We start from the raw sequence: 21908 nt of genomic DNA on the forward strand, positions 1-21908 counted from the left end.
AAATCAGCGCGTGGCGATCGGTGCCGGCACGGGCATTGTCCTGCTGTTGCTGCTCTCCTGCCATACCGCGGGACAGCAACAGCAAAGGAACTTTGTGTATGATCGGGGCGGCATCATTCGTGGCGACCGTGCCCGCAAAGACCTGGCACTCGTTTTCACCGGCGACAGTTTTGCCGGGGGCGGAGAGCACATTCGGCAAACGCTGAAGCGGCACCAGGTCAAAGCTTCGTTCTTTTTCACCGGCAGGTTCTACCGCCGGATTGATCTGCGCCGGCTCATCGAAAATTTGGCGGCAGACGGGCATTACCTGGGTGCGCATTCGGATGCGCACCTGCTTTATTGCTCCTGGGAAAAGCGCGACAGTTTGCTGGTCACCCGCCAACAATTCGAAGCCGATCTCGCCGCAAATTATCGCGAGATGGAAAAATTCGGCATCCACACAGCCCGCGCAAAATATTTTCTTCCGCCATATGAATGGTACAACGAGACAATCAGTGCCTGGGCCGGGGCCCGGGGGTTGACGCTGGTAAATTTCACACCCGGCACCCGCACCCAGGCGGATTATACTCATCCCGCAATGGGAGCACGCTACCTTTCCAGTGCAAAAATTTGGGAAAGCATTTGGGAGTATGAGCGCAAGGATCCCGCGGGATTGAATGGCTTTATCTTGCTGCTTCACCTCGGCGCCGACCCCCGCCGCACCGACAAATTTTATTTGCGGCTCGATGCTTTGCTGACCGCGCTGCGCGAGAAAGGATACCGCTGCCGGCGCATCGACGAGTTGCTCGAGGAAGGAAGACGTTACGCGAGCCTTTGCCCGGTCGCCGATTTCATAAAAACACGGCTTGCCCTTCTTTGTGGTGGATGAGTGATGCCGGAGTTTTGCCGTCTCGTGCCTGCCGGGCTCTCGTGACTGGGAAGGACCGAACAGATCAGCAGCCGGGCAAATGGGCATGGCAGGCGAAGGGATGACACCCTGGCACGGCCGCGGAAGCAGCGGCGAGACACGGCAGCGCGGGATACGCCGAGATGCCACGCCGTGCAGACTCAAACCGGCCAGCCAGAGGGCGTCTTTTACAAAAACAATTGAAAACCATTTCCCGCAATTGCCATCTTCACGGGAGCAAAACCTGCCAAGTGGGTGAGATATCGGCCGGGCAGGTTGCCGGACAACCTGCAAAAGTTTGCGCTTGAACGGAAATTGTATGAATGTCTGGCCGCTTGCAGAACTCCACCGCCCGGCCGTTCCTGATTCGAGGCAACCTTGACCAAATCCTTCTTGCCGGAGATTTCATTCTCGCCACTTCCGCCGTTTCCCGCAACACCGGCGGGCAAAATTCCCCTGTGCCTGCTGCCCTTCGGCTACAAGCGTGTCGCGCCCTCGATGCTCACCTGCACGGAATCGACACCGGGCTCGCCCGGCGTCAACGCACGAAAGGCACTGGCAAAAAGCCTTGCCGGCCCGGAAAGCCCCTCCACCCGCCAAGGCTGCTGATAGGGCGGAGAATTGTCGACTCCCAACAATGTGCTGCCCACGCGAAACTCCACGCGCTCGATGCCGTTGGGATGACTCGCCAACGCTTCGATCACGACCGTGCCCAGTCCGGGGAGGAAGGCTTCGGACAGAGGACGGACAATCTTCACCAACGGCCGCTCCACCGCGACCACCGTGACCGTCACCGCCCCTTCCGCCTCCGCCTCTTTGTCGTCGCGAACTTTGACGGTGATGCGATAAGCACCAGCGGCGGCGGGAGCAGTCCAGCGCACGCTGCTGCCAGTGGTGGAAGAGAGCATGCCGGCGGCAGCGTTCCAGCTGATGGCAAGCGTTCCACCTTCCGGATCATGCGCTTCGACCTTGATGGTGGTGGTATCAGCCGGCGCCAGCGCTTCGCGCAGAGCGACGAGACGATCGATGACCGGCGCTTGGTTGCTGTCGATCAGCTCGCCCAGCTCTTTACATCCCCCCAAAATGCCGAGCGCGAACCAGGCCACGGCACCGATCTGCAGTGGCAGGATGATTTTCGCTTTCATATCGCCTCACTCGGCCAACACCGCCTGTAAAACTTCTTTGTTCAAACTGGCACCGGTTTCAACGATCACCACGGCCTGCACACGGCCGGGATCACGCACTTCCGGCAGCGCCGCGCTGAACCGGACTCTTTTGCTCTCACCCGCCGCAATCCCGTTGAAGCTTTGGGGAGCAAAAACTTTGCGCACCACCTGATGATGGCCGGCGAGGGCCAGATCCTCCCACACCAGCGCGCGCAGCGCAAACGGTCCGAACGCGCTGTTGCCGAGGCGGGCAACTGCGACCTCGATGGCGACACCCGCCGCCGAGAATGATTGCTTTGCTTCAATGGTGAAGTGGGCAATCCTGCCCAGCTCATTTTGCAGGGCGGTGCGATAGCGCAGCGCCGCGGTGGCGGCACGGGAGGCCCCCTGCAATCGGATCGCCGACCCATTTACCAAAACATCGGGCACGGCATGGTCCGCAGCGGCGAGCGAACGATAACGATCCGCACTCTCCGGCAGCGCATAAGGATCGTGGAATTTCGTGCTGGGCAGATGATGTTCCACTATGATCACTTGATCCAGCGGATAGGCCGGCCGCAAGCTGTCGAGTGCCGCCAGGGCAAAGGGGCTGTAGGGCGTGGCATCATTGACAAACGCTTCGAGCAGGATCACGCGCGGCCGCGCGCTCGCCGGATTGCGCGGGTCGAGCGGATTGGTGCGTTCCAGCCCGCCGCAGCCGGCGAGCAAAAGGGCAAGACCCCACAGCGGCAGACATGAACTGCGCACGGTAATCTTCATCTTTTCTCTAAAAATGAAACGCAACCCCGAGGCAGAGGGTGTGACCGCCGGCAAAGAGAGCGAGGCGCGGCGCAGGCGGGCGCTCCGCCGGCATTGCCGCCGCGAAGATGCGGTTTTTTTCCGAATGATCTTGCAACCAAAAACGCACACTCACCAGTGCCAGGACGCCCGTCACGAGCGCGCTGGTGGTGCGGGCGGTGCGATAGTCTTCGGCGCGGTGATAGTGTTTTTCCAGATCCGCCAGCGTGGTGGCGGCTTGATATTTCCGGTAGGCGGCACGCGAGATGCCATGCGTGACTCCGGCAGCAGCAGCGCTCAGGCCGGCAGCCAGTGCCACCCAGGAGGCGGGATATCGCCTCAGCCGGACACTCTCGCGATATTGTCCCCTGCCGGTCAGATTGTACAAGATGTTGGCGGCAAGCAACTGCACCATCTCCGCGCCAACCCGCCAATCGCGGCCCACCACTTTCTCGCCGCGCACCTGGCCGGTCGCCACTTTCAGGATGTGGCAATCGATGCGCAAACGGGAGCCGGCCATGCTGATTTCGCCGGTCAGCAAATACTGCGCGCCCGCCAGTTGCCCCACCGCCTGCGCGGTTTGCTGGTCAATCACACCGGTTTGCCCCAGCGCCTGTTCCTGCAGGATCAACTCCAGTTTTTGGCGCGCCACCACCAGAATGCCGGAGCCGGGGCGCGACAATTCGGTCTGCAACATCTCCGGAACATTTTTCTCCAGCAGGTCGAGATGAAACAGGCCGCTGTTGTTCTTGAAATCAAGGACGGCGACGGTGAGCAGGGAATCAGCGGGGACGGTTGCCGGCGCGGCCGGGCGAAGCGGTGGCGGCTGGGCAAAGGCGAGGCGAAACGCCAGCGACAGGGCGGCGGTGAGGCAGAAAAGCAACTCTGGCAGCAGACGCATGGCTCAGGCAGCAACAACGCAAGTGATCGGCGGTGCACGACCTGTGCGTTTCTTTGCTTGCAGCCTTGTGCAAAGGTAGCGGCAAAATGTGAGCAAATTCGCCCTGGGATGCAAGAGAATTTCTTTGCCCGTGGCGGGAGCCGACCCGGTTGAATCACGGCATGTTGCGGCCATAATCCAGTTGATGAGCGGTGGTGATGAGCGGAAAGGCCGGCACCACCACCGGGAAGGGCACGCTGCTTTGCGTCACCAGCATGTCGATGCGGGTCACCGGCGTCCTTTCGAAAACCTCGGTGTTGATCTCGATCAGGTCATGATACTTGCGTTGCAACTGCTTGACATAAGGGTTGAGATCCTCGGTGATGACTTGGATGAAATTTTTATTGAAGGCTTCCTGCTTGCCGCGTGCCTTGAGATATTCGTTCTGCTGGTGGAGAAAGAGCAGGTTGTCCTTCCACATGCCGGTGTAGCGCTGCACTTCGGGAACGCGGTCATAGCCTTTTTTGTAGGCCTCCTGGGTGAGATAGCGGTCGCGTACCATGTCCACGATGGCCAGGCGCAACTGCTCGGCAAACTCACCGGCGGGAAAAGAGGTTTTGCGAAAAACCAGCGGGTGCAGCTTGATTTCCCGCTCAAAATCGCGCACGGTCCAAAGCTGGCCGTCGATCTGCATGAGCGGCTCATCGAGCAGCGCATCGAGCTGGGTGCTCATGTGCTGCAGCCGTTCGCGATTTTCCGGCGTGCCCCACAGTTGTTGCTGCAGGGCCGCGCCTTTGGCGGCATTGGATTGCAGGTAGTAGGGCGCCACGATCGCAACCAGACGGCGAAAAGTCTGCGGCGCAAAATCCAGCCGCTTGCCGCGCATAACCCGCGCGATGAACTGGTCATACAGCGCTTCCGCCTTTTGTTGCTTCAGGCGCTCCCTCACCTGCTGCCAGCGCTGCTGTTGCTGGGTATCGGTGAGCGGCAGGGTTTCGGTCCAGCCCAGCACTTGCAGCAGCACGTAGGAGCCCTCGCCCGTGGCGATCGGGCCGAGCACCTCGTATGGCGCACGCGGCTGCGAATACAGCGCCGCATGGATGGCCGGGGGTTCCGGCGAGTTCCACTCGACTTCCCGTTGCGGCAGGCTGTCAAGCGTGCCCGCCGCCAGGGGAATTTCTGCGAATGGCCTCCCCTGTTCCTGGATTTGGCGGCGCATCTGGCGGGCCTGGCTGCTGTCTTTGCAGGTGAAATAAGCGATGCGATACTTTCGCCCCGCGGCCTCATAGGCCGCTTTCACCTCCGCCGCAGTGACTTGTGCCGGTTTATAAGCTTCTTCATAGTACTGCCACTGCCGCATCGCCTGCTCCTTGCGGCCCTGCAAATAGAGCTGGAACGCCTCCGAGCGCGTCAGCGCGTTCTGCTCGCCGGCTTCCAGCGCCAGCAATTTTTCGGCAATCAGCGAATTGAGCGCGATTTTGCGCTGCACGTAATCCTCGCCGCGGCAATAGGGCGGCCGGGGGGTGTATTCCATCCGGCGAATGAATTCATTGAGCGAAATCGTCTTGTCGCCGATGCGGGCGATCAACGTTTCCGCCGGCGGGGCGCTGGTCTCTTGCCTGGCACAGTGCACCAGCCACAAGCTCAGGCACAACCAGGCGATACAGGATCGTTGCAGCATGAGTGCTTGACTCACATCCGGAGTGAAACTGATTCCCGCGGACATCGCCGCGGCCTCAGGGCAGCACGAGCAATTTGCGTGACAGGCAGTGGCTGCCGGCGCGCAGGGAATACACGTAGATGCCGGCACTGACCATCCGGCCGTGGCGGTCGCGGCCGTCCCACGCCACTGTGTGCCGGCCGGCGCGCAGCCAGCCGTGGTTGAGCGTGCGAATCTCGCGGCCGCAGAGGGTGTGGAGATTCAAACTCACCTGCGCTTCAACAGGCAGCGAGAACGCAATGGTGGTGGCGGCGCTGCCGGCGGTTGCGCCCAGGCCCTGCCTGCCGGCCAGACGCAGGGGGTTGGGATAGTTTTGCTGCAAATGAAAATCCTCCAACATCGCACCGTCGGGCCTGTTGTCAACCGTTGTGGGTGTTTTCAAAACGAATTCCATTTGGTTGATATTGAAGCCGCCGCGCACGAAAAACAGCGTCAACACCTGCCTGCCGGCCGGCAGCGCAATATTCGGCACACGCAGCGTCGTCCAATCATACCAGCCGGCTGTGCGCGGCACCGCGATGGCGGGAGCAAGCTCCCGGCCGTCGCGCAACAGCTTGAGCAGGCCGCCACCATTCGGGCTGGCAGTGCGGAAATTGACTTCGTAAATCCCGGCTGATTGCACGATGACGGAATATTTCACCCACTCGCCATCGGCAATCCAGCCGATGCCGTAGGCCGCGCCCTGGGCGTCTTTGCTGGCTTCGATATCGACGCCATCATTGCGGAATTCCCGGCCGCTGTTCCAGGGCTGATCGACATCCCAGCGCGTTTTCTTGAAATCCTGATCGTGATAGGCCAGGCCGGCGTTGCCAAAGTCGAACGCGACGCACGGGATTTTACCGGGCAGGCTGTGCGGGGCGTAGGGTTGCAGGCGGGTGTTGAACTCGCGGTCAAAAAGCGCGCGCAGCACGTCCGGCCGTGGTGTGCATTTTTCCAGCGCCAGATTGTCGGCCAGGCCGAACAGCGCGGCGCGCGCGAGATCGGGGCCGGGTTTGTCCGTCCTGCCATTCCAGTAATCGAGCACGGTTTGATAGCCCGGCGAAAACGGCGCGGAGAAGGGGCTGGTGATGGTGTGAACTTTCTTGTGCGTCCACCAGCTCCAGCCGATGTTGTTTTCCTCCAGCAGCTTGATGGTCTCATAAAACCAGGGATTGGAATTTTCCCCGGACTCGCCCATCCACAGCGGCACATTCCAATTGTCGCGCAAATTCAGATAGGATTGAATGGTCGGCTGCGTGGTTTCATTCCAGTATTTGTGAAAGCTGTAGGCCACGTTACTGCCGTAGAACAGCGGCGGCGCGAGGTCGGTGAAATCCGTCGCGAAATTGCTGCCTTCGAGAAAGAGCAGGTGGTTGGCATCCACCTCGCGAATCGCCAGGGCAATGCGCCGGTAGAGATTGCGCAGGTCCAGGTTGGTGAAGCCTGCCGGCATCACCGGCTCATTGAGCAAATCATAGCCGGCGATCCATGGTTCGTTGGCATAGCGCGCGGCGATTTGGCGCCAAATGGCCACGGTGCGGTCCTGATTCGCCGGCTCGGTCCACAAACGCGCCTGGCCGTCACTGTCGCTGATATTGTTGGCGTTCTGGCCGCCAGGGGCACAGTGCATATCGAGCACCACGTACAAGCCGGCGCGTTTGCACCAGGTGATGAGGGAATCGAGCACCTGAAAGCCCTCTTCCAGAAAAACCTCCGGCTGGTCTTTGGGCGAGAGCAGTTGATAATGGAAGGGCAGGCGGATGCTGTTGCACCCCCAGCTCGCAATCAGGCGAATATCCTTCTCATTGACATAATTGGCCTGATAGCGGCGGTAAAACTCCGCGGTATCTGCCGGCCCCAGCAACTGTTCAATGAGCGTGCGGATCGCGGTAGGCGAGCCATAACCCGGCACGTGCAGCATGTAGCCTTCCGGCACGAGCCAGCCGCCCAGGCCAATGCCGCGCAGCAGCAACGGCCGGCCGGCGGGATCGATGATTTCCTTGCCGCGGGCCTGCACGAATTGGGCGGGACAATCCACGGTGCCGAGCACCTGCAGAAAGATCAGCAGGAAAAATTTTGTGCGCATCTCAGATGCCATCACGCGGTAACATCCAACACCATACGGGCAGCCCGGGAACACGGCAGAAATGCCGTCCGTGCCCGGCTGTCTGCTATGAACTTCGCCAGTTCCCCGGGCATTGCCCGTGGACAATCACATGTAACTCGTCCGGAGCGCGCCGGTATTGGGGAGAAGCCGGTGCACTTCCCGTGTTTGCCGGGACATCACGGCAACGGCCCGGGTTTGGGAATGAGGGCGTTGAGCAGGGGTTCGTGCCAGCGGTTGTTGGCCGCATCATAGGCGCCGAATCCGGCAATGAATTCCCAATAGTGCCAGCTCATGCCATTGGCTTCCGCCAGGCGCGCGACAAAGGCCGTCCAGCGTGCACGCGAGGACATATCGGCCTTGCTGTAGGCGCCAAACTCACCGAGATTCAACGGCCGTTGATTGTTCGCGGCCCAAACCACGGCTGGCATGAATTCACGGGCGATCGCCTGCTGCTCCGCAGCCGTGCCCAGCCATTGGGTGCCCAGCCAAGCCTCGCTGCCGGGCACCCACTCCGCACCCTGATGGGTGAAAGCAAACGGATTGTAGTAATGCACGGAGACAATGAGGTAATCGTCCTGCTCCGGCAACAACAGGCTGTGGAGCGCACTGATGCTGTACCAGTACCCCGGCCCGACCATGAGTGTGCGGGTGGGATTGGTTTTGCGGATAACGGTGATCGCCTCCTGCAGGTACTCATTCCACAAGGCCGGTGTGAGATTGCCCATCGGCTCGTTGAGCAGTTCAAAAATCAGCGCCGGCGAATGGTCGCGATAATGCGCCGCCAATTGTTCCCAAATCGCCAGGAAGCGCGCCTTTTCCGCCGCGGGATTCTGCATCAACTCTTCAAAGTGATGCACATTGAGCACCACCGGCAGATCGCGGGTGAGCGCCTGGTTCACCGCCCAATCCACCCGCCGCAAAAAGGCGGTCTCGATGGTGAAGGGTGCCGTGCCGGAGGTGTGTGCCGACCAGCGCACCGGCAGCCGGATGGAGGTAAACCCCGCGCTTTTGATCCAGTCGAAATACTCGCTGCGCAGCGTCACCCCCCACTCGCCCTCATTGGGCGCCTCCAGCGCATTGCCGAGATTCATGCCGCGCCCCAGCCGCTGATTGAGAGTGAAGGCATCGGGAAATGGTTCTTTTTCCGGCGCCGTGGGGTTGCTGCCCTCTTTTGAACAAGCGCTGAACATCAGCACGAGAGCGAGAGCGCACAGCAGTGCGGACGATTTCATTGCTGCGCACCTCATCTCAATTCAGCCGGCGATAAACCCGCACGTAATCCACGACCATGGTTTGCGGGAAAACCGTGGTGGCGTCAGGGTTGCCGGGCCAGTTGCCGCCCACGGCAACGTTCAAGAGCAGATGAAAGCGCTGGTCGAACGGCGCCGGGTAGGGATGGCCCTGCGTGTACCATTTGGTCTGTGTTTGGTAAAGCTGGTCGTCGACGTACCAGCGGAATTCATTCGGCTCCCATTCCAGGCGGAAAGTGTGAAACGTTTCGGAGAAATCGCCCTGTGCCAGCTTGAAGGAGGTGCCGGTGTGAACATTGGCCGGCCAGGCACCGCCGTAATGCAACGTGCCATAGACGGTCTTGGTGTCATGGCCGAGCAACTCCATGATGTCGATCTCACCGCTGGCGGCCCAACCGCCATACACCCAGTCGGTGGGCAGCATCCATATCGCGGGCCACAGCCCCTGGCCGCGTGGCAGCTTGGCGCGAATCTCGAAGCGGCCATATTTCCAGTCACCCTTGTTGCGCGTCCGCAGACGTGCGGAGGTGTATTGCCGCGTGCCCTCCGGGCCGGTATAGTTTTCATGCAAGGCGCGAATCACCAGGGTGCCATCCCGCACGAAAGAGTTTTCCCGTCGCGCGGTATAGTACTGCAGCTCGTTGTTGCCGCCGCCCTGGGCATTGACTTCATGCTCCCATTTCGTGAGGTCGAGGGTTTGCCCCTCGAATTCATCATGCCAGACGAGCTGCCAGCCCGCGATTTCCCAGGGCGCGGGTTTTTCGGAATTGGGAGTGACGGTCTGCTTGCCGCAGGAGGAAAAAACAGCGGCCAGACAGACGACGGCGGCGCGGCACGGGAAAATCGTGAGGGCCATGGCGTGTGCAACTGAAAAGTCCGAAACGATACGGGCGTCAGAACTTCACACCCAGGGAATAGGAATGCGTGTTGCCCAGCAGGTCAACCTCGCGAAAGGCATAGTCCACCTTGACGGCCAGATTGTGCATCATGCGCCATTCCACCCCGCCGCCCAGAGTCAGGCCGAAGAGGGGTTCATCCATGAACAACGACTTGTAGCCGCCGCGCAGGTAGAAGGTGCCGGAGGTGGGCAGGCGGTATTGATATTCCGCGCCCAGGTTGATGGACTCGCTGTTGTTGTTGGGGTGCAGGGCATCCGCGGCGAGCGTCAGTCGCGCGTGCTCTCCCACCACAGGCTGCAGCGAGACGCCCAGCCGAAAGAGCAGGGGCAGTTCCCATTGCTCCACGCGAAATTGGCCGGGGGTGTCCCGAAAGTTGCCATCTTCGGCCGGCAGAATGTCGATGGGATTGAGCAAATCCATGCCACCGTAGCGCATGCGCGAGCCGTAGTTGGAGATGCTCATGCCGATGCTCAGACCGTTTTCGCGCTCGCCGGTGACGGAGAAGAAACGGGTGTTGAGCATCACGCCCAAATCCACCGCCATGGCGTTGGCACTGGTATGCCAGATTTGCGAGGAGATGTATTTGACGTTAGCCCCGAACGAAAACCAGTGTGTCAACCGCCGGGAAAAGCCCAGCACCAGGGCAAAATCATTGGCGGTGTACAGTTCGCCGGTGCCCTCCTGCTGGCGCAGGTTGGTGACTTCCTCCTGGCCGTAATCGACGTGAAAGAAGCCGAAGGAGAGCGTGCCCAAATCCGGCAGCACCAGTCCCACCCCCGCAAACGTGCTGGCAATGTCGGCGAGCCAGGGCTGCCGCAAAAACATGGCTTCACTTTGCTCCATATAACCAAGACCGGCCGGATTCCAGTAGATGGCCGAGAGATCTTTCGCAACGCTCACGGCCGCTTCGCCCATGGCATTGCCGGCGCTGCCATAACCCAGCTCGAGAAAATTGGCGGCCGTGGTACCGACGCGATACGGCCGTTGCGCCAGCGCTGCCGGCGCAGCCCAACCGAACACCAGCAGGGCGGCGGACAAACAGTAAAGCAATCGTGTTCTATCTCCCATGACAGGCCTCTTGCAAGGTCGAAAAGTTGGTGAGTGACTCAGTCCGTGGTTACTTGATCACCGCGAATTTGCCAATTTTCTCATCGCCAGTAAGATCCGCCTTCACATGGTAGAGATACATGCCCGCGGCAATATCCAAACCTTCGCGCGATTTCATATCCCAGTGCACCGCACCGTTGTCGGCCGCATTCTGCACCCGGATCTCATTCACCAAAATGCCGCTGACGGTAAAAATCCTGATGGTGCACTGCGCCGGCAGATGAGTGAACAGCAGCCGCCGGCGCTGATTCAAATACTCGTTGGCGACGGCCGGTTCCATCTCATTGGTCATCACGTAGGGATTGGGCACCACGCGAATGTTGTCCATGGTGCGGCGCAGCGCGGCACGGTCCAGCGCCCCCGCTTCCTGGACGCGAAACAGCAGGGAATCGCTTGCCGCAAACGGCCGTTTGAAGGTGACGCGATAGACGTCATCGGGACGCGGCAATTGGGAGGGGTCGGTCAGGGAGGGAAAATCCATGATGAAGGCCGTGCCCACCCAGCGGCCGGTGCTGGTGACGGGGCCGACCAGAACGCGGTCAACCAAAATGTCGAACTGGCCGTTGCGGTCGCGGTCATGCACCACCAAATCCATCAGTTCGTAGTTGCCGGCGGCATCGGTGAAGGATTTGTTGAGCACGTAGAAGCTGAAGGCCTGGTCGAGCAACAAGGCATTGCGGTCGATGCGGACGTGGTTCTCGTCGCGCATGGTGCGCGTGATCGCGCGCGTGCGGTAAGCCTGCGGGTTATTGGTGAAAACGATGTCGTAATCCCATGCCAGCAGCTTGGACTCAATGGTGGTGGGCACAATGCGAATACCGGCAGTGCCCTTCAGCCACCCGGAATGCCGCGGGTCGAAACTGGCCATTTCCACCGGCTCCTGCAGCGTCAGCCGCAGCCCGTCGAAAACGTCGGTGGTCAGGGGCCCCTGCGTGTTGAAATGCCAGTAGCCGCTGGAATCATTATAGACCAGGTTTTCATAGGCGAATTTTTGCGGGGTCTCCTGGTAGACCAGCGTGTTGGTGGCGGTCACATCATAAATGAACAGGCCGTTGTTGGTGTAGGTGAAGGCGTTGGGGTAATCGCTCACCGTTTGCAGGGTGTCCACGCTGAACTTGACCTTGTAGGTGTGACCGGGCTTCAAATCGCCGGTGGCGAGAATCTCCGGAATGACGGGCGAGGAACCGAAGGCGGTGTAATCCGCGAGGCCGGCAATGGCGGGCGGCACATAACCGGCGGCGGGCGGCCGTGGCGTTACAATCTGAACATTTTTGCCATACGCCCGGACCTCCTCGTTTTCATCCAGCTCGATGATCGTGGTGTTTTCCGAAGGCGCGATCCCGGGGCCAATGTTGGGGGCGCCATAGTCATAGGCCACCAGCGCATAATAGTAGGTGCGGCCGTTTTGCACCGTGCGGTCGATGAAAAAGTGCGTGATGCCGGTGTCAAAACCCAGATTGTAGCCGATGCCGTTGACCAAACCGAAGTTGGTGAAGCCGAGCTTGCCGTCGATCAAATCACACTGGAAAATGGGCTTCTTGAGAATGGGCGTGCCGAAACCGTCGGTGATCACCTCGGCGTCCGAAAACTTTTTGTCGGTGGCCCGGAAAAGCTTGTAACCCTCGAAGTCATTGACATTGGCAAGGAAGGGATCGCGCGTTTTGGTGTCGGCGGCATTGTCCCAGGTCAGGATCACATAGCCGTCGCCGGGCGTGGCCGTGAGCGTCGGGGTGAGCGGCGGCTGCGCAAAACGGTAATCCTTTTCGTAGATCACCTGCACGATGCGCTTCTGCTCGAACAGGGCGGGGGCGCTGTGCGTGTCGGAATTCAGACCGTTGAGCGGGTCATAGGAGTGCAGCTCGGACATCGAGATGCGCTCGGTGCGGCCTTTGTAGAGCGGGAAGGGGCCGGAGGCAAAGACTTCAATCAGGTTGGAGATGCTGCCGAAATACGTTACCAGGGAATCCTGGCCAATCAGTTCCCACATGGAACGATCGCCGCGGAACCAGCGGAACTCCGAGGAATGGCTGGGCACCGGAAACAGGCGAAAAGCCGTGAGACCGACCATGTCGGACTCGGAGACATCGGTGACCGCGAAATTGGGCTCGCAGCCCACGCCTTCAACGAAATCCGGCTTGTGATTGCATTCGCCTTCATCCGGGCCGGTGTAGTTCAGCTCGTTGGGACCCACGCCATCGAGGCCGACATCATCGCCGGAGAACTCGCTGATTTGATAAATGCCGTCACCGTTGCGATCCTCACCGTCCTGCCAGTCCTGATCCTCATCGGCATCCCAGTGCGGCCGCAAATCTTCCGGCTTCAGTCTGTAGAACGTGAGAAACTTGTTCACGTCGGTGAGGCCCTCGGTCGGCCCGATGATTTGCGCGGCGAAATTGTCCCGCTTTTCATCGGTGAGGCCGTCATCGTCATTGTCCAGGTTGTCATAGCCCAGCCCCGGACTTTCGAGATAGGCAAAACCCATCGTGCCGCAAATCAGGCCGCCACGGCCGGTGCCGTCAACGTCCCAGGAATAGGCCATGTCGATCAGCTTGTCGAAATAGCCGAGTTCGTCGTCGCGTTCGCCGCCGATGGCATTGTCCACCCAGTAGCCAAACGCCACTTCCGGCAGATCGTAGGCGGAAATATTGGCGATGGTGTATTCCCAAAAGATGGCATCGCGCGATTGCGGATTATTCCACTGAAAACCGCGCTGTTCCACGCGGATGCCGATGCCGCCCCAGGGTTTGCCCTTCTGAATGGTGACAGCGGGATAGTTGTCGCCGATGATTCGCCCCGGGCGGGGATAGTATTTGACCCGATCCTCCGGGCCCAAATATTCCTGATCCTGCGCATCATTGGCCACGAAAAAGGTCTCCAGATCCGCATAGATCACCCCGCGTCCGAAACGGCCGTTCCACTCGCCCGGCCATTTGCGGTTGTAGCCGGTGGCAGGCCAGCCATTGCGCGGCCAGGAATCGGGACGGTTGCTCATGGCGGGATATTCATTGAGCTCGTTGAAGTATCCGAACACGGGATAGAGGCCCCATTCGATGGTGCCGGTGGGGTCACGATCCATCTCTTCGCGATAACTGGTCTGCAGGAAATAGAGCGTGTCCAAATCCCGCCGGATGCTGATCTCCACTGGGTCGGTGACCGGAATGGTGTCATTCTTGAGATACACCCGCGCACCGATGAGCAGGGCCACGCCGTCGAGCATTTTGACGCCGTCGGCATTGTTGGGCCAGCGCGAGACATCCGGCCGCGGCCAGTCCGACAGCTCGGTGGTGTTTCGAAAGTAGAGGAAAACGCGGTTGCCGGTCATGAAACCTTCGCGTTCCGCGGCAATATCGCCGGGCGGATCCTCCGGGCCTTCATAGGGCCGGCCCTGTCCGTAGAGAAACTGGGCGGCAAATATGGGAAGCAGAAAAACAAGGCGGAAAATAGCGGTGATCTTTTTCATAGGTGCCTGCACCTGCAATTTATGAGCGTGCTGAGAATTTCATCGCGAATCGCTTCACGTCTCAGGTTTCTGCTCTTTCTCTTTCTCCTCTTACTCCTACTCCTACTCCTACTCCTACTCTTACTCCTTCTCGCCTTTTTTAGAATCATAAGAAGCGAGTAAGCTGGAGAGTGGGAGTAAGAGTTTTAGAACGTAATCCCCATCCCCAGCTTGACGTAGCGCGGCGTCGAGTACATTGCCGGGTTTTGTACGCGATCGATGAATTCGTTGAAATTGCTGCGGTGGCCGGCCAAATCCGAGGGCGTGATGATCGCGGTGTAGGCGCGGCCGGTCTGGGGGTTGACCCAGACTTCATTGAGCCGGTCCAGCAGATTGTACACCGACAACGTGAAGCGCGCATTGAAGTTGCCGGCCAGTCGCAGATTGTAATAGGCGGTGAGATCGACACTGTACTGGCTCGGTTGCTTGGCATTGTTGGGGTGGAGGTTGATGAGCGCCAGCCGGTTGTCCGCCAGCGGGGACATCGTGTAGGGCGTGCCGGAGTTGTAATAGCCGGTGAGGGTGGCGCCGTATTTCGCGGTGTTGTAGCCCACGCTGGCATTGAGGGTGTGACGCTGATCCCAGCTCATCGGGATGAGCGTGGGGATCGGGTCGCGGCTGTCGCCCGCGCGATCGAATGTGAACCGCGGATTGTCGGCATTGCCGCGGGTGAATTGCAGGGTGTAATTGACGTTGGTAAAAACCTTGCCAGAAACAAAGTCATACTTCACTTCCAGGCCGCGGGCATTGCCATAGTCCTTGTTGGAGTACAAGCCGTATTCGATCTGGTTGAAGGTGCTGACGATGCGGGCGCTCAGCAGATCGTAAATGTCGCGGTAAAAGAGCGCCACGTCCACTCCCATGCCCTCGGCGAGCTGCTGCCACAGGCCGATTTCGTATTGCACGGTTTTCTCAGCTTTGACCTGGGCGTTGCCCATGGTGGTTTCATAATCGGTGGGCGCCACCTGGAAGGAATGGTTCTCATACAGGGCATACATCGGCGGCATCTGGAAGAAATGGCCGTAGCTGAAATGCAGCAGCGCGACATCACTCAACTGATAGGACAGGCCGAGCCGCGGGCTGATTTGCGTTTGCGGCTTGGCTCTGGGATAGGTCGACATCTTTTCCGGATTGTCGGGGAAGCGCAACTGGTTGGCGGGGTTGCGGCGCTGCGAGGGATAAACGGTGTTGGGATCGAAGTAGTCATAGCGCACACCCAGATTGATCACCATTTCATCGAATTCCATCTTGTCCTGCAGATACGCGGAGAACTCGCGCGGCTTCACCCGGTAGATGTCGGAGTAGATGCTGGAGTCCGGGAAAATGACGGGCTGATAGAGCAGGAACTCCTGGTCCGTGCCGGCATACAGGTTGCGGATTTGCACGTCGCGGTTGTCGAGATTATGATGGGTGTACAACACCCCGGTCTTCAGGCTGTGATGCTTGTGCACCTGCCAGGACAAATCAAACTTGGCATTGAAGTCCTTCAGGGTGCGCTCCACGTGACCCTTCTGCTGCCCACCGGTATAGAAGCCCGGGCCATCGTTGTAAAAAAAACGGTCATTGACATAGCGCGGATCCAGGGGATTCTTGTAGACATACCAGCCGTTGTAGTAGTCCACGTACTGCAGCTTGATTTCGTAGAAAGCGTTGCGGGAAAAGAGATGATTGAGTTGCAGCGCATACATGTGGGTGCGGCGGTAGGCGGCCGCCATGCCGTCCGGGTTGTACTTGAAGGCATGATCGTAACTGTGCCAGACGTCATCGTTGTAATTGTAGAGCAACGACGTTTTGAAGGAACGGAACAGATTCGAGGTCAGCTTGCCGGTGAACGAAACGTTCTGCGAGCCGTTCATTGGAACATAAGCGCTGTCGCCCGTGTGCTCCGAAACCCATTCCGCGGGGTTGTCCGACTGGAAGTTGCTGAAATCCGAAACGCGGAAACGGCGGAGGCCGTTGAGATGGTTGCGGTAATTCTGGTAGCGCAAGTTGGAAAAGAAAGTCAGTTTGCGGCGCAGCAACGGCACCGGCCCGCTGAGCTGAAATTTGTAATCCTGATTGCGGTCGAATTCCTCATCGCGCAGGCCGATGAAGATGTCTTTGTGGGGCGTGTAGTAGTTGCCCAGCTCGGCAGAGATCGCACCATGATAGCTCTCACTGCCGTCCTTGGTCACGGCATTGACCACACCGCTCATCGCCCGGCCGTATTCGGCGTTGAAGGTGCCGGTGATGACTTCCAGGTCTTGAATCGCCTCCGGCTCCAAATCCACGGTTTTGCCCTCGCCGCCGAAGCTTTCATCGACCTGCAAACCATCGATCAGGTAGGACACCTCGGTGGTACGGCCGCCGCGAAAGTGGCCGGCCACCACGCCCGGCTGCAGACTGACCACCGCGGCCACGCTTTCCACCGGCAGGTTTTCGATTTGTTCGGAGGAGACATTGCGGATCGAGCTGGTCTGATCCTTTTTCACCGCCAGCCGCTCGGCCATCACCACCACTTCCTCCGCGGAGGTCAGCACCGTGGGTTTGAGTTTCACCTCGACGGTGGCCGTGCGATTCACCGACACCTGCACCGCCGTGACGCGCACCGGCTCATAGCCCATCATTTGCACCCGCACCACATAGCTGCCGGGCGGCACATTGAGAATGAAAAAATCACCGTTGGCATCGGCAGCCGCACCGCGCGTCGTGCCTTCCAACTGCACACTCGCGCCCGGCAGACCGCTGCCGGTTTCCTGATCCAGCACCCTGCCGGCAATTTTCCCGGTGGTTTGTGCATGGACCATGCCGCTGGCGCAGAGCAGCAACCCCGCGCCGGCGAGCAACCAACCGAACCTTCTTTTCATCCCAGCCATGTCCCTGTTCCTCGTGGTTATTTGCTGTGTTCTTTGCTGCCGTCACACACCTCTTCAGACCGGAGGGGGCTGGCCCCGCCTCCCGTCAGCCTGCAAAGAATCAAAGTGGGCGGCGACGCTTCCTCGTCCCGAAACAGGAAAGCGTGCGGCAACGCTCCGGGCAGCCGTGCGGCGAAACATTGGGAAGACCCGCCAGAACGTCATCAGCCAACTTCGCGCACACCGCTTTGCGTGCGGCTTCTCCCCTGTCTCCCGGCCGGTGATCTTTCCCGCAGACAGTGAAACTTCCCGAACAACTCCCTCCTAGCGCAGCAAGATCATCTTCTTCACCGCCCTTTCGGCGCCGGCGGACAATTCACAAAAATAGACGCCACTGGGCCAATCCCCGCCAGGTTGTGCAGTTGAAAAAATCACTTCATGGGAACCGGCGTTTTTCACCTCGTCCAGCAGCACCGCCTTCTCCCTGCCGAGGACATCCAGCACCCTGAGCCTCACGTGCCGCGCTTGGGGCAGCATGAAACGAATTTTCGTGCCCGGATTGAAGGGATTGGGATAGTTTTGCTCCAACTGCGGATGCTGCGGCAGCCGGCTGCCATCCGCCCCCCTCTCCTCCACGGCAGTGGCAAAACCGCCGGTTTTGAAATAAGGCAAATAGGCGGCGCGCAACACCGGCGTCACCGGCTTTTCGGTGACGCGATCCATGCGCAACACACCCATGCTCTGATAACCCTCCGTCATGCGGTACCAATCGAAGGCGCACCACCACGTCGCCGCCATCAGGTAGCCGCAACAATCATACTTCCCCACGCTGTCGATGGCGGCGCGCTGTTTGAGCGCGCGAAAGGTTTCATTGAAAATCGTGACTTGCTGGCCGGCGGTGCTGCCGTTTTCCGAGGACCAGTAGCCGAATTCGGTGTTGAGAATGGGCTTGTTGGGATGAGCGAGATTGGCATCAACAAGAAAGTATTTGGTTTCGGTGTAAGCCTGCTGGCCGTAAAAGATGCCGAAATACATCGTCCAGCCGGCAAAATCACTCACTGTTTGCGAGGGATCATGCGGCCCGGGGCGGTCGGCCGCCGCAGACTGGCCCACCAGCCGGCCGTCGGGATACAGGCTGTCCAGCTCTTCATTGACACGCTTGATGAACACCCGGCGGTTGTCAACATCCATGCTTTCATTGTTGGTGCTCCACAGGACAATCGAGGGCCGGTTGTAGTCGCGGAACACCATTTCCCTGAACATTTGCTCGTGCAGGTGGCGAATGAGATTTTGCAGCACCCAGGCCAGGGCCACGTCGAATTGCCAGAGGGGAATTTCCTCCATTACCACCAAGCCCAGCCGGTCAGTGGCGAGATAGGTGAAGGGGTGGTTGGGATAATGCGCCGTGCGCAGCCAGTTGGCGTTGAGGGCTTTGATTTTCACCAGGTCGTTGTAGATCGCCGCGACCGGCATGCTGCGGCCGTAAACCGGATGATCCTCATGGCGCGCCACGCCGACAAAGAAGGCCGGTTTTTCATTGAGCAGAAACTTGGTGCCGGAGGTTTTGGCGGTGCGAACGCCAAATTGGGTGTGAAACGCATCCACCACCCGGCTGCCGCGCGCCAGCGTCACCTGCAGGATGTAGAGATGCGGTGTCTGCGGCGACCATAACCGCGGGTTGGCAATGATAATCTCCGTGCGCCACACCGCGGCCTCCCGCGCCGGCACGCTGTTGCCATGGCGCGTCTCGCCGCTCACCGCGACGGGCGCGCCGAGCAAATCAGCGGCGCTTTCCGAGAGGATATTTTGCGAGTCGACGCGTGCGGCATAAACCTGCAGGGCAATTTCGACATCCTGCGGGGCGGTCCCGGCATTGAAAACTGTCACCGTTGTCTGGAGGCGGCCGTTGAGGTCTTTGGGCACGATATCGGCGCGCACCACGGAAATTTCGTCGGCAAACTCCAGGTAAACATCGTGAAGGATGCCGGTATAGTTGAACCAGTCGACGCGCGAATAGGGGATGATGTCGGTGCGTGAGCCCCACGGCGGATTATCAACGCGTACCGCGATGACATTGAGCGTGTCATATCGCAGCGCCGGCGTTGCATCGAAGGCAAAGGAGGTGTATCCGCCCTCGTGATAGCCGAGATACCGGCCGTTGAGCCAGACATCGGCGACGTAGTTGACGGCATAAAAAATCAGCTTGGCAAACTTGCCGCGCAGTTCGCCGGGAACGGCAAACACGCGGCGGTACCACACGCCATCCTGATAATACTCCGGTCGCTTCTCATAAGCATTGATGGTATTCTCGACGCCGGGAATGTGATGAAGAGGCCAGCCGCTGTCATCATAGCCCGGTTCCTGCCGGCCGGCGGCCTCCGCCAGTAACTCGGCCATGCCGGCGGCATCGCGTTTCAGCAACGTCAAGTCGTGATTGGCCGCGAAGCGCTGTTTGCGCCACGGCCCGGCGAGGTTGATGGTCGTGCGCCGCTGCTTTTCAAAAGAAGGGACAGGGATGCCGTTTTGATGGGGAATGGCAATGCCCGCCACCGTTTGCAGGCGCAACGAGGCATCAAGCGAGGCTATTTGCGCGAGCGCATAGCCGCCGGGAAACAGCAGCAACACGCCTGTCACCAAGATTGCACCAAGGCTTCGCCACTTTTTGCAAATGCTCATTGCACGAGCCCTGATGAAAAAGTTGAAATCCGGCACAGGCAGCGGCCGGATAACCCAGCCACTGCCTGTGGTACGCCGTACACGGGGCCTTCCCTGCTGTTTCATCCCCTCTGGAAAAGTTCCCGCCGCGGCTGTGCCTCCTGCGTTTTGTGACGCCGCACCGGATACACTATTGCAACAACATGAGTTTGCCCGCCGCCAGTTTCTCCCCGCCATGAATTGTGTAAAAATAAACGCCGGAACTCAACGGCCGGCCGGCATGATCAACCGCCTCCCAGGTGAAATCCCTCGTTCCCGCCGGCTGTACACCGAGATCCTTTTCGTAAACGAGATGGCCGCGCAGGTCAAACACTTGAAATCGCAGTCTTTTTACCGCAGCGAGATGATAGCGAATCGTGGTGCCGCCATTGAAAGGATTGGGAAAACTTTGCGCCAAATAAATCTTCGCTCCGGCCTCCTGCTCGTTGACGCCGGTGGCGGCCAGGGTTTCAATGATCAGACCATTCAACAGGGGATCTTTTTTCACCGCGGCAAAATGCAGGTCGAGAATGCCGTCGGTGACCGCAACGGAATCCAAAATTTTTGTGTACGCGGCGTGCGCGCCGACTTCTTGAAACAAGTCGAGGCTGCCCGTCACCAGCCTGCCTTCGATGAAAACATCAAAAACTCTCATCCCGGCGGCGGTGAAGTTATTCTCCGCCATCATCAAAGTCACGCGATAATTGCCGTCTGGCACGCGGACTTTGTAAGATACCAACCCCGCGCGCTCGCTTTGATAAATCGCATCCGCTTCGGTGTTGGCGATGGCGAGATCACCCGGCCATTGTTTGGCGGTGCCGTCCAGATAACCGTATTCGACTTGTTCACTCCACGGCTGGTCGGCTGAAAAATCGTCCTGCGGCGCGCCTCCGACGTTGATCTGCAACGGCAAGGTCACCGGCGCTTCATTAATCACGCTCACGGCACGCGGGCCGCTGTGGTTGGGTGGGGCGGCACGATCGCGCGCGTTCAACACCGCGAGCGTGTGAGTCGCCGTCGGATCGAGACCCGTCGTTTCGAGCAGCACACTCTTCTGATCCGGCAGAAGAGTGGCGCGGGCAACCGTCACCCCGGGTATGAGATAATTGGAGGTGGTTTCCGCCGTGGCCTGATCCACTTCTTCCGAGAACATCACGGTGACGTTTTTTCCCGAAAGGCGCGCCCATTTGACCACCGGCGGATTGCGGTCATTGTAGCCGAGATTGTCGGGCATGGTGAGGCAGAGGATCATCAGGCCGTCGCGAAACACCACGTTTTCCGGCACAAAGTCGGCATTGTTGCCGCCGAAGGTATGCGTTGCCTTGTCCCAGCGCGCCTGATCCCAGGAATCAAAATCATCCTTCCATTGATGGGTGAAGTTGTTGTTGGTGCCGGTATTCCCCGAGCCCGGGGTGTAGGAGGCATAACTGACCCAGTCATAATAGGCAAAGGCCGGCAGCGCGTCGTCGCTCCAGCGTCCCACCCAGTTGGTGTACGCCGGGTTCCAGACGTTCATCATGATTTTTTGCGGGTTGGTGAGCATCAGCACGTGCTCGCCGGTTTGCCGGTACATTTCCACGCCGTCGATAAACCAGGCCACGTACTCCGGCGTCCACTCAAAGGCGTAGGTATGAAAATCCAGATGCGGATTGAACGGCGTGGGTTGATGGCGCAGATGATTGTTTTGCCCCGGGGTGATGGTGTTGAACTGGACGTCGTTACTGTAGCGGCCGAGAATCTCGATATCGATTTCATTCCACTCGCCACCGCCATCATGGTAAGTAAAAAACGACGCCAGCATGCCCTCGCGCTGCGCGGCTTTCATGCGCACCTCGAAGCGGCCGTGGGTGTAGGCGGCCTTGGTGCGGTACTCGGCGCCTTTGTAGTTTTTGGCGGCAGCCAGCAGCGGACAAAGCAGTGCCGCACACAGGGAAACACTCCAGGCGATTCTCATGTTATCATCCTGCCTGCGTGTCGAGAAGGCCCGGCGGGCAGTTCGTTGGGGGGACTGCCAAACACCCAACAGGTGGGAGGACACCCGCAGCCGGGTGTCCTCGCCAGGTTCAAACATGATCGGGAGAATGGCAGGCAAATGCACGGCCACGCGCGC

At 59.5% G+C, this 21908-nt stretch carries 13 protein-coding genes; 1 reads left to right on the top strand and 12 read right to left on the bottom strand.

All coding sequences use genetic code 11. The features are described from left to right. Positions 1–10: 10 nt before the first annotated feature. A complete protein-coding gene (locus ONB52_20565) occupies positions 11–868 on the top strand; it encodes a polysaccharide deacetylase family protein (GenBank protein ID MDZ7418526.1) in 858 nt (285 codons plus the stop codon). A 494-nt stretch (positions 869–1362) separates the two neighbouring features. Here ONB52_20565 and ONB52_20570 read toward each other — a convergent pair whose 3' ends face one another. The 12 genes from ONB52_20570 to ONB52_20625 all read right to left on the bottom strand — a co-directional run bounded on the left by ONB52_20570 (position 1363) and on the right by ONB52_20625 (position 21752). Continuing rightward, a complete protein-coding gene (locus ONB52_20570; GenBank protein ID MDZ7418527.1) occupies positions 1363–2031 on the bottom strand; it encodes an Ig-like domain-containing protein in 669 nt (222 codons plus the stop codon). A gap of 6 nt (positions 2032–2037) precedes the next feature. Further along, positions 2038–2811: a hypothetical protein gene (locus tag ONB52_20575; protein MDZ7418528.1), complete on the bottom strand. Its 774-nt coding sequence runs from the start codon at positions 2809–2811 to the stop codon at positions 2038–2040. A gap of 7 nt (positions 2812–2818) precedes the next feature. After that, a complete protein-coding gene (locus tag ONB52_20580; protein MDZ7418529.1) occupies positions 2819–3730 on the bottom strand; it encodes a CsgG/HfaB family protein in 912 nt (303 codons plus the stop codon). A 154-nt stretch (positions 3731–3884) separates the two neighbouring features. Next, a complete protein-coding gene (locus ONB52_20585) occupies positions 3885–5390 on the bottom strand; it encodes a hypothetical protein (GenBank protein MDZ7418530.1) in 1506 nt (501 codons plus the stop codon). Between the two features lie 55 nt (positions 5391–5445). Beyond that, positions 5446–7494, bottom strand: a complete 2049-nt coding sequence (locus tag ONB52_20590; protein ID MDZ7418531.1) for a cellulase family glycosylhydrolase — start codon at positions 7492–7494, stop codon at positions 5446–5448. Positions 7495–7691: 197 nt separating this feature from the next. Beyond that, on the bottom strand, positions 7692–8747 hold the full coding sequence (locus ONB52_20595) for a glycoside hydrolase family 5 protein (GenBank protein ID MDZ7418532.1): 1056 nt from the start codon (positions 8745–8747) through the stop codon (positions 7692–7694). 16 nt (positions 8748–8763) lie between these two features. Then, positions 8764–9621 (bottom strand): glycoside hydrolase family 16 protein, encoded by an 858-nt coding sequence (locus ONB52_20600; protein ID MDZ7418533.1) that lies wholly within the window; start codon positions 9619–9621, stop codon positions 8764–8766. A gap of 37 nt (positions 9622–9658) precedes the next feature. Continuing rightward, positions 9659–10732 carry a PorV/PorQ family protein gene (locus ONB52_20605; GenBank protein ID MDZ7418534.1) on the bottom strand — a complete coding sequence of 358 codons (1074 nt, stop codon included), beginning with the start codon at positions 10730–10732 and terminating at the stop codon, positions 9659–9661. Between the two features lie 49 nt (positions 10733–10781). Further along, positions 10782–14231 carry a hypothetical protein gene (locus ONB52_20610; GenBank protein MDZ7418535.1) on the bottom strand — a complete coding sequence of 1150 codons (3450 nt, stop codon included), beginning with the start codon at positions 14229–14231 and terminating at the stop codon, positions 10782–10784. 185 nt (positions 14232–14416) lie between these two features. Beyond that, entirely contained in the window at positions 14417–17116 is a 2700-nt protein-coding gene (locus tag ONB52_20615; GenBank protein MDZ7418536.1) for a TonB-dependent receptor, read from the bottom strand. A 312-nt stretch (positions 17117–17428) separates the two neighbouring features. Beyond that, positions 17429–19729, bottom strand: a complete 2301-nt coding sequence (locus ONB52_20620; GenBank protein MDZ7418537.1) for a T9SS type A sorting domain-containing protein — start codon at positions 19727–19729, stop codon at positions 17429–17431. A 220-nt stretch (positions 19730–19949) separates the two neighbouring features. Continuing rightward, a complete protein-coding gene (locus ONB52_20625) occupies positions 19950–21752 on the bottom strand; it encodes a family 16 glycosylhydrolase (protein ID MDZ7418538.1) in 1803 nt (600 codons plus the stop codon). Between the last annotated feature and the right edge of the window lie 156 nt (positions 21753–21908).

It is taken from the genome of candidate division KSB1 bacterium (genome assembly GCA_034506255.1).
Classification (GTDB): domain Bacteria; phylum Zhuqueibacterota; class Zhuqueibacteria; order Zhuqueibacterales; family Zhuqueibacteraceae; genus Coneutiohabitans; species Coneutiohabitans thermophilus.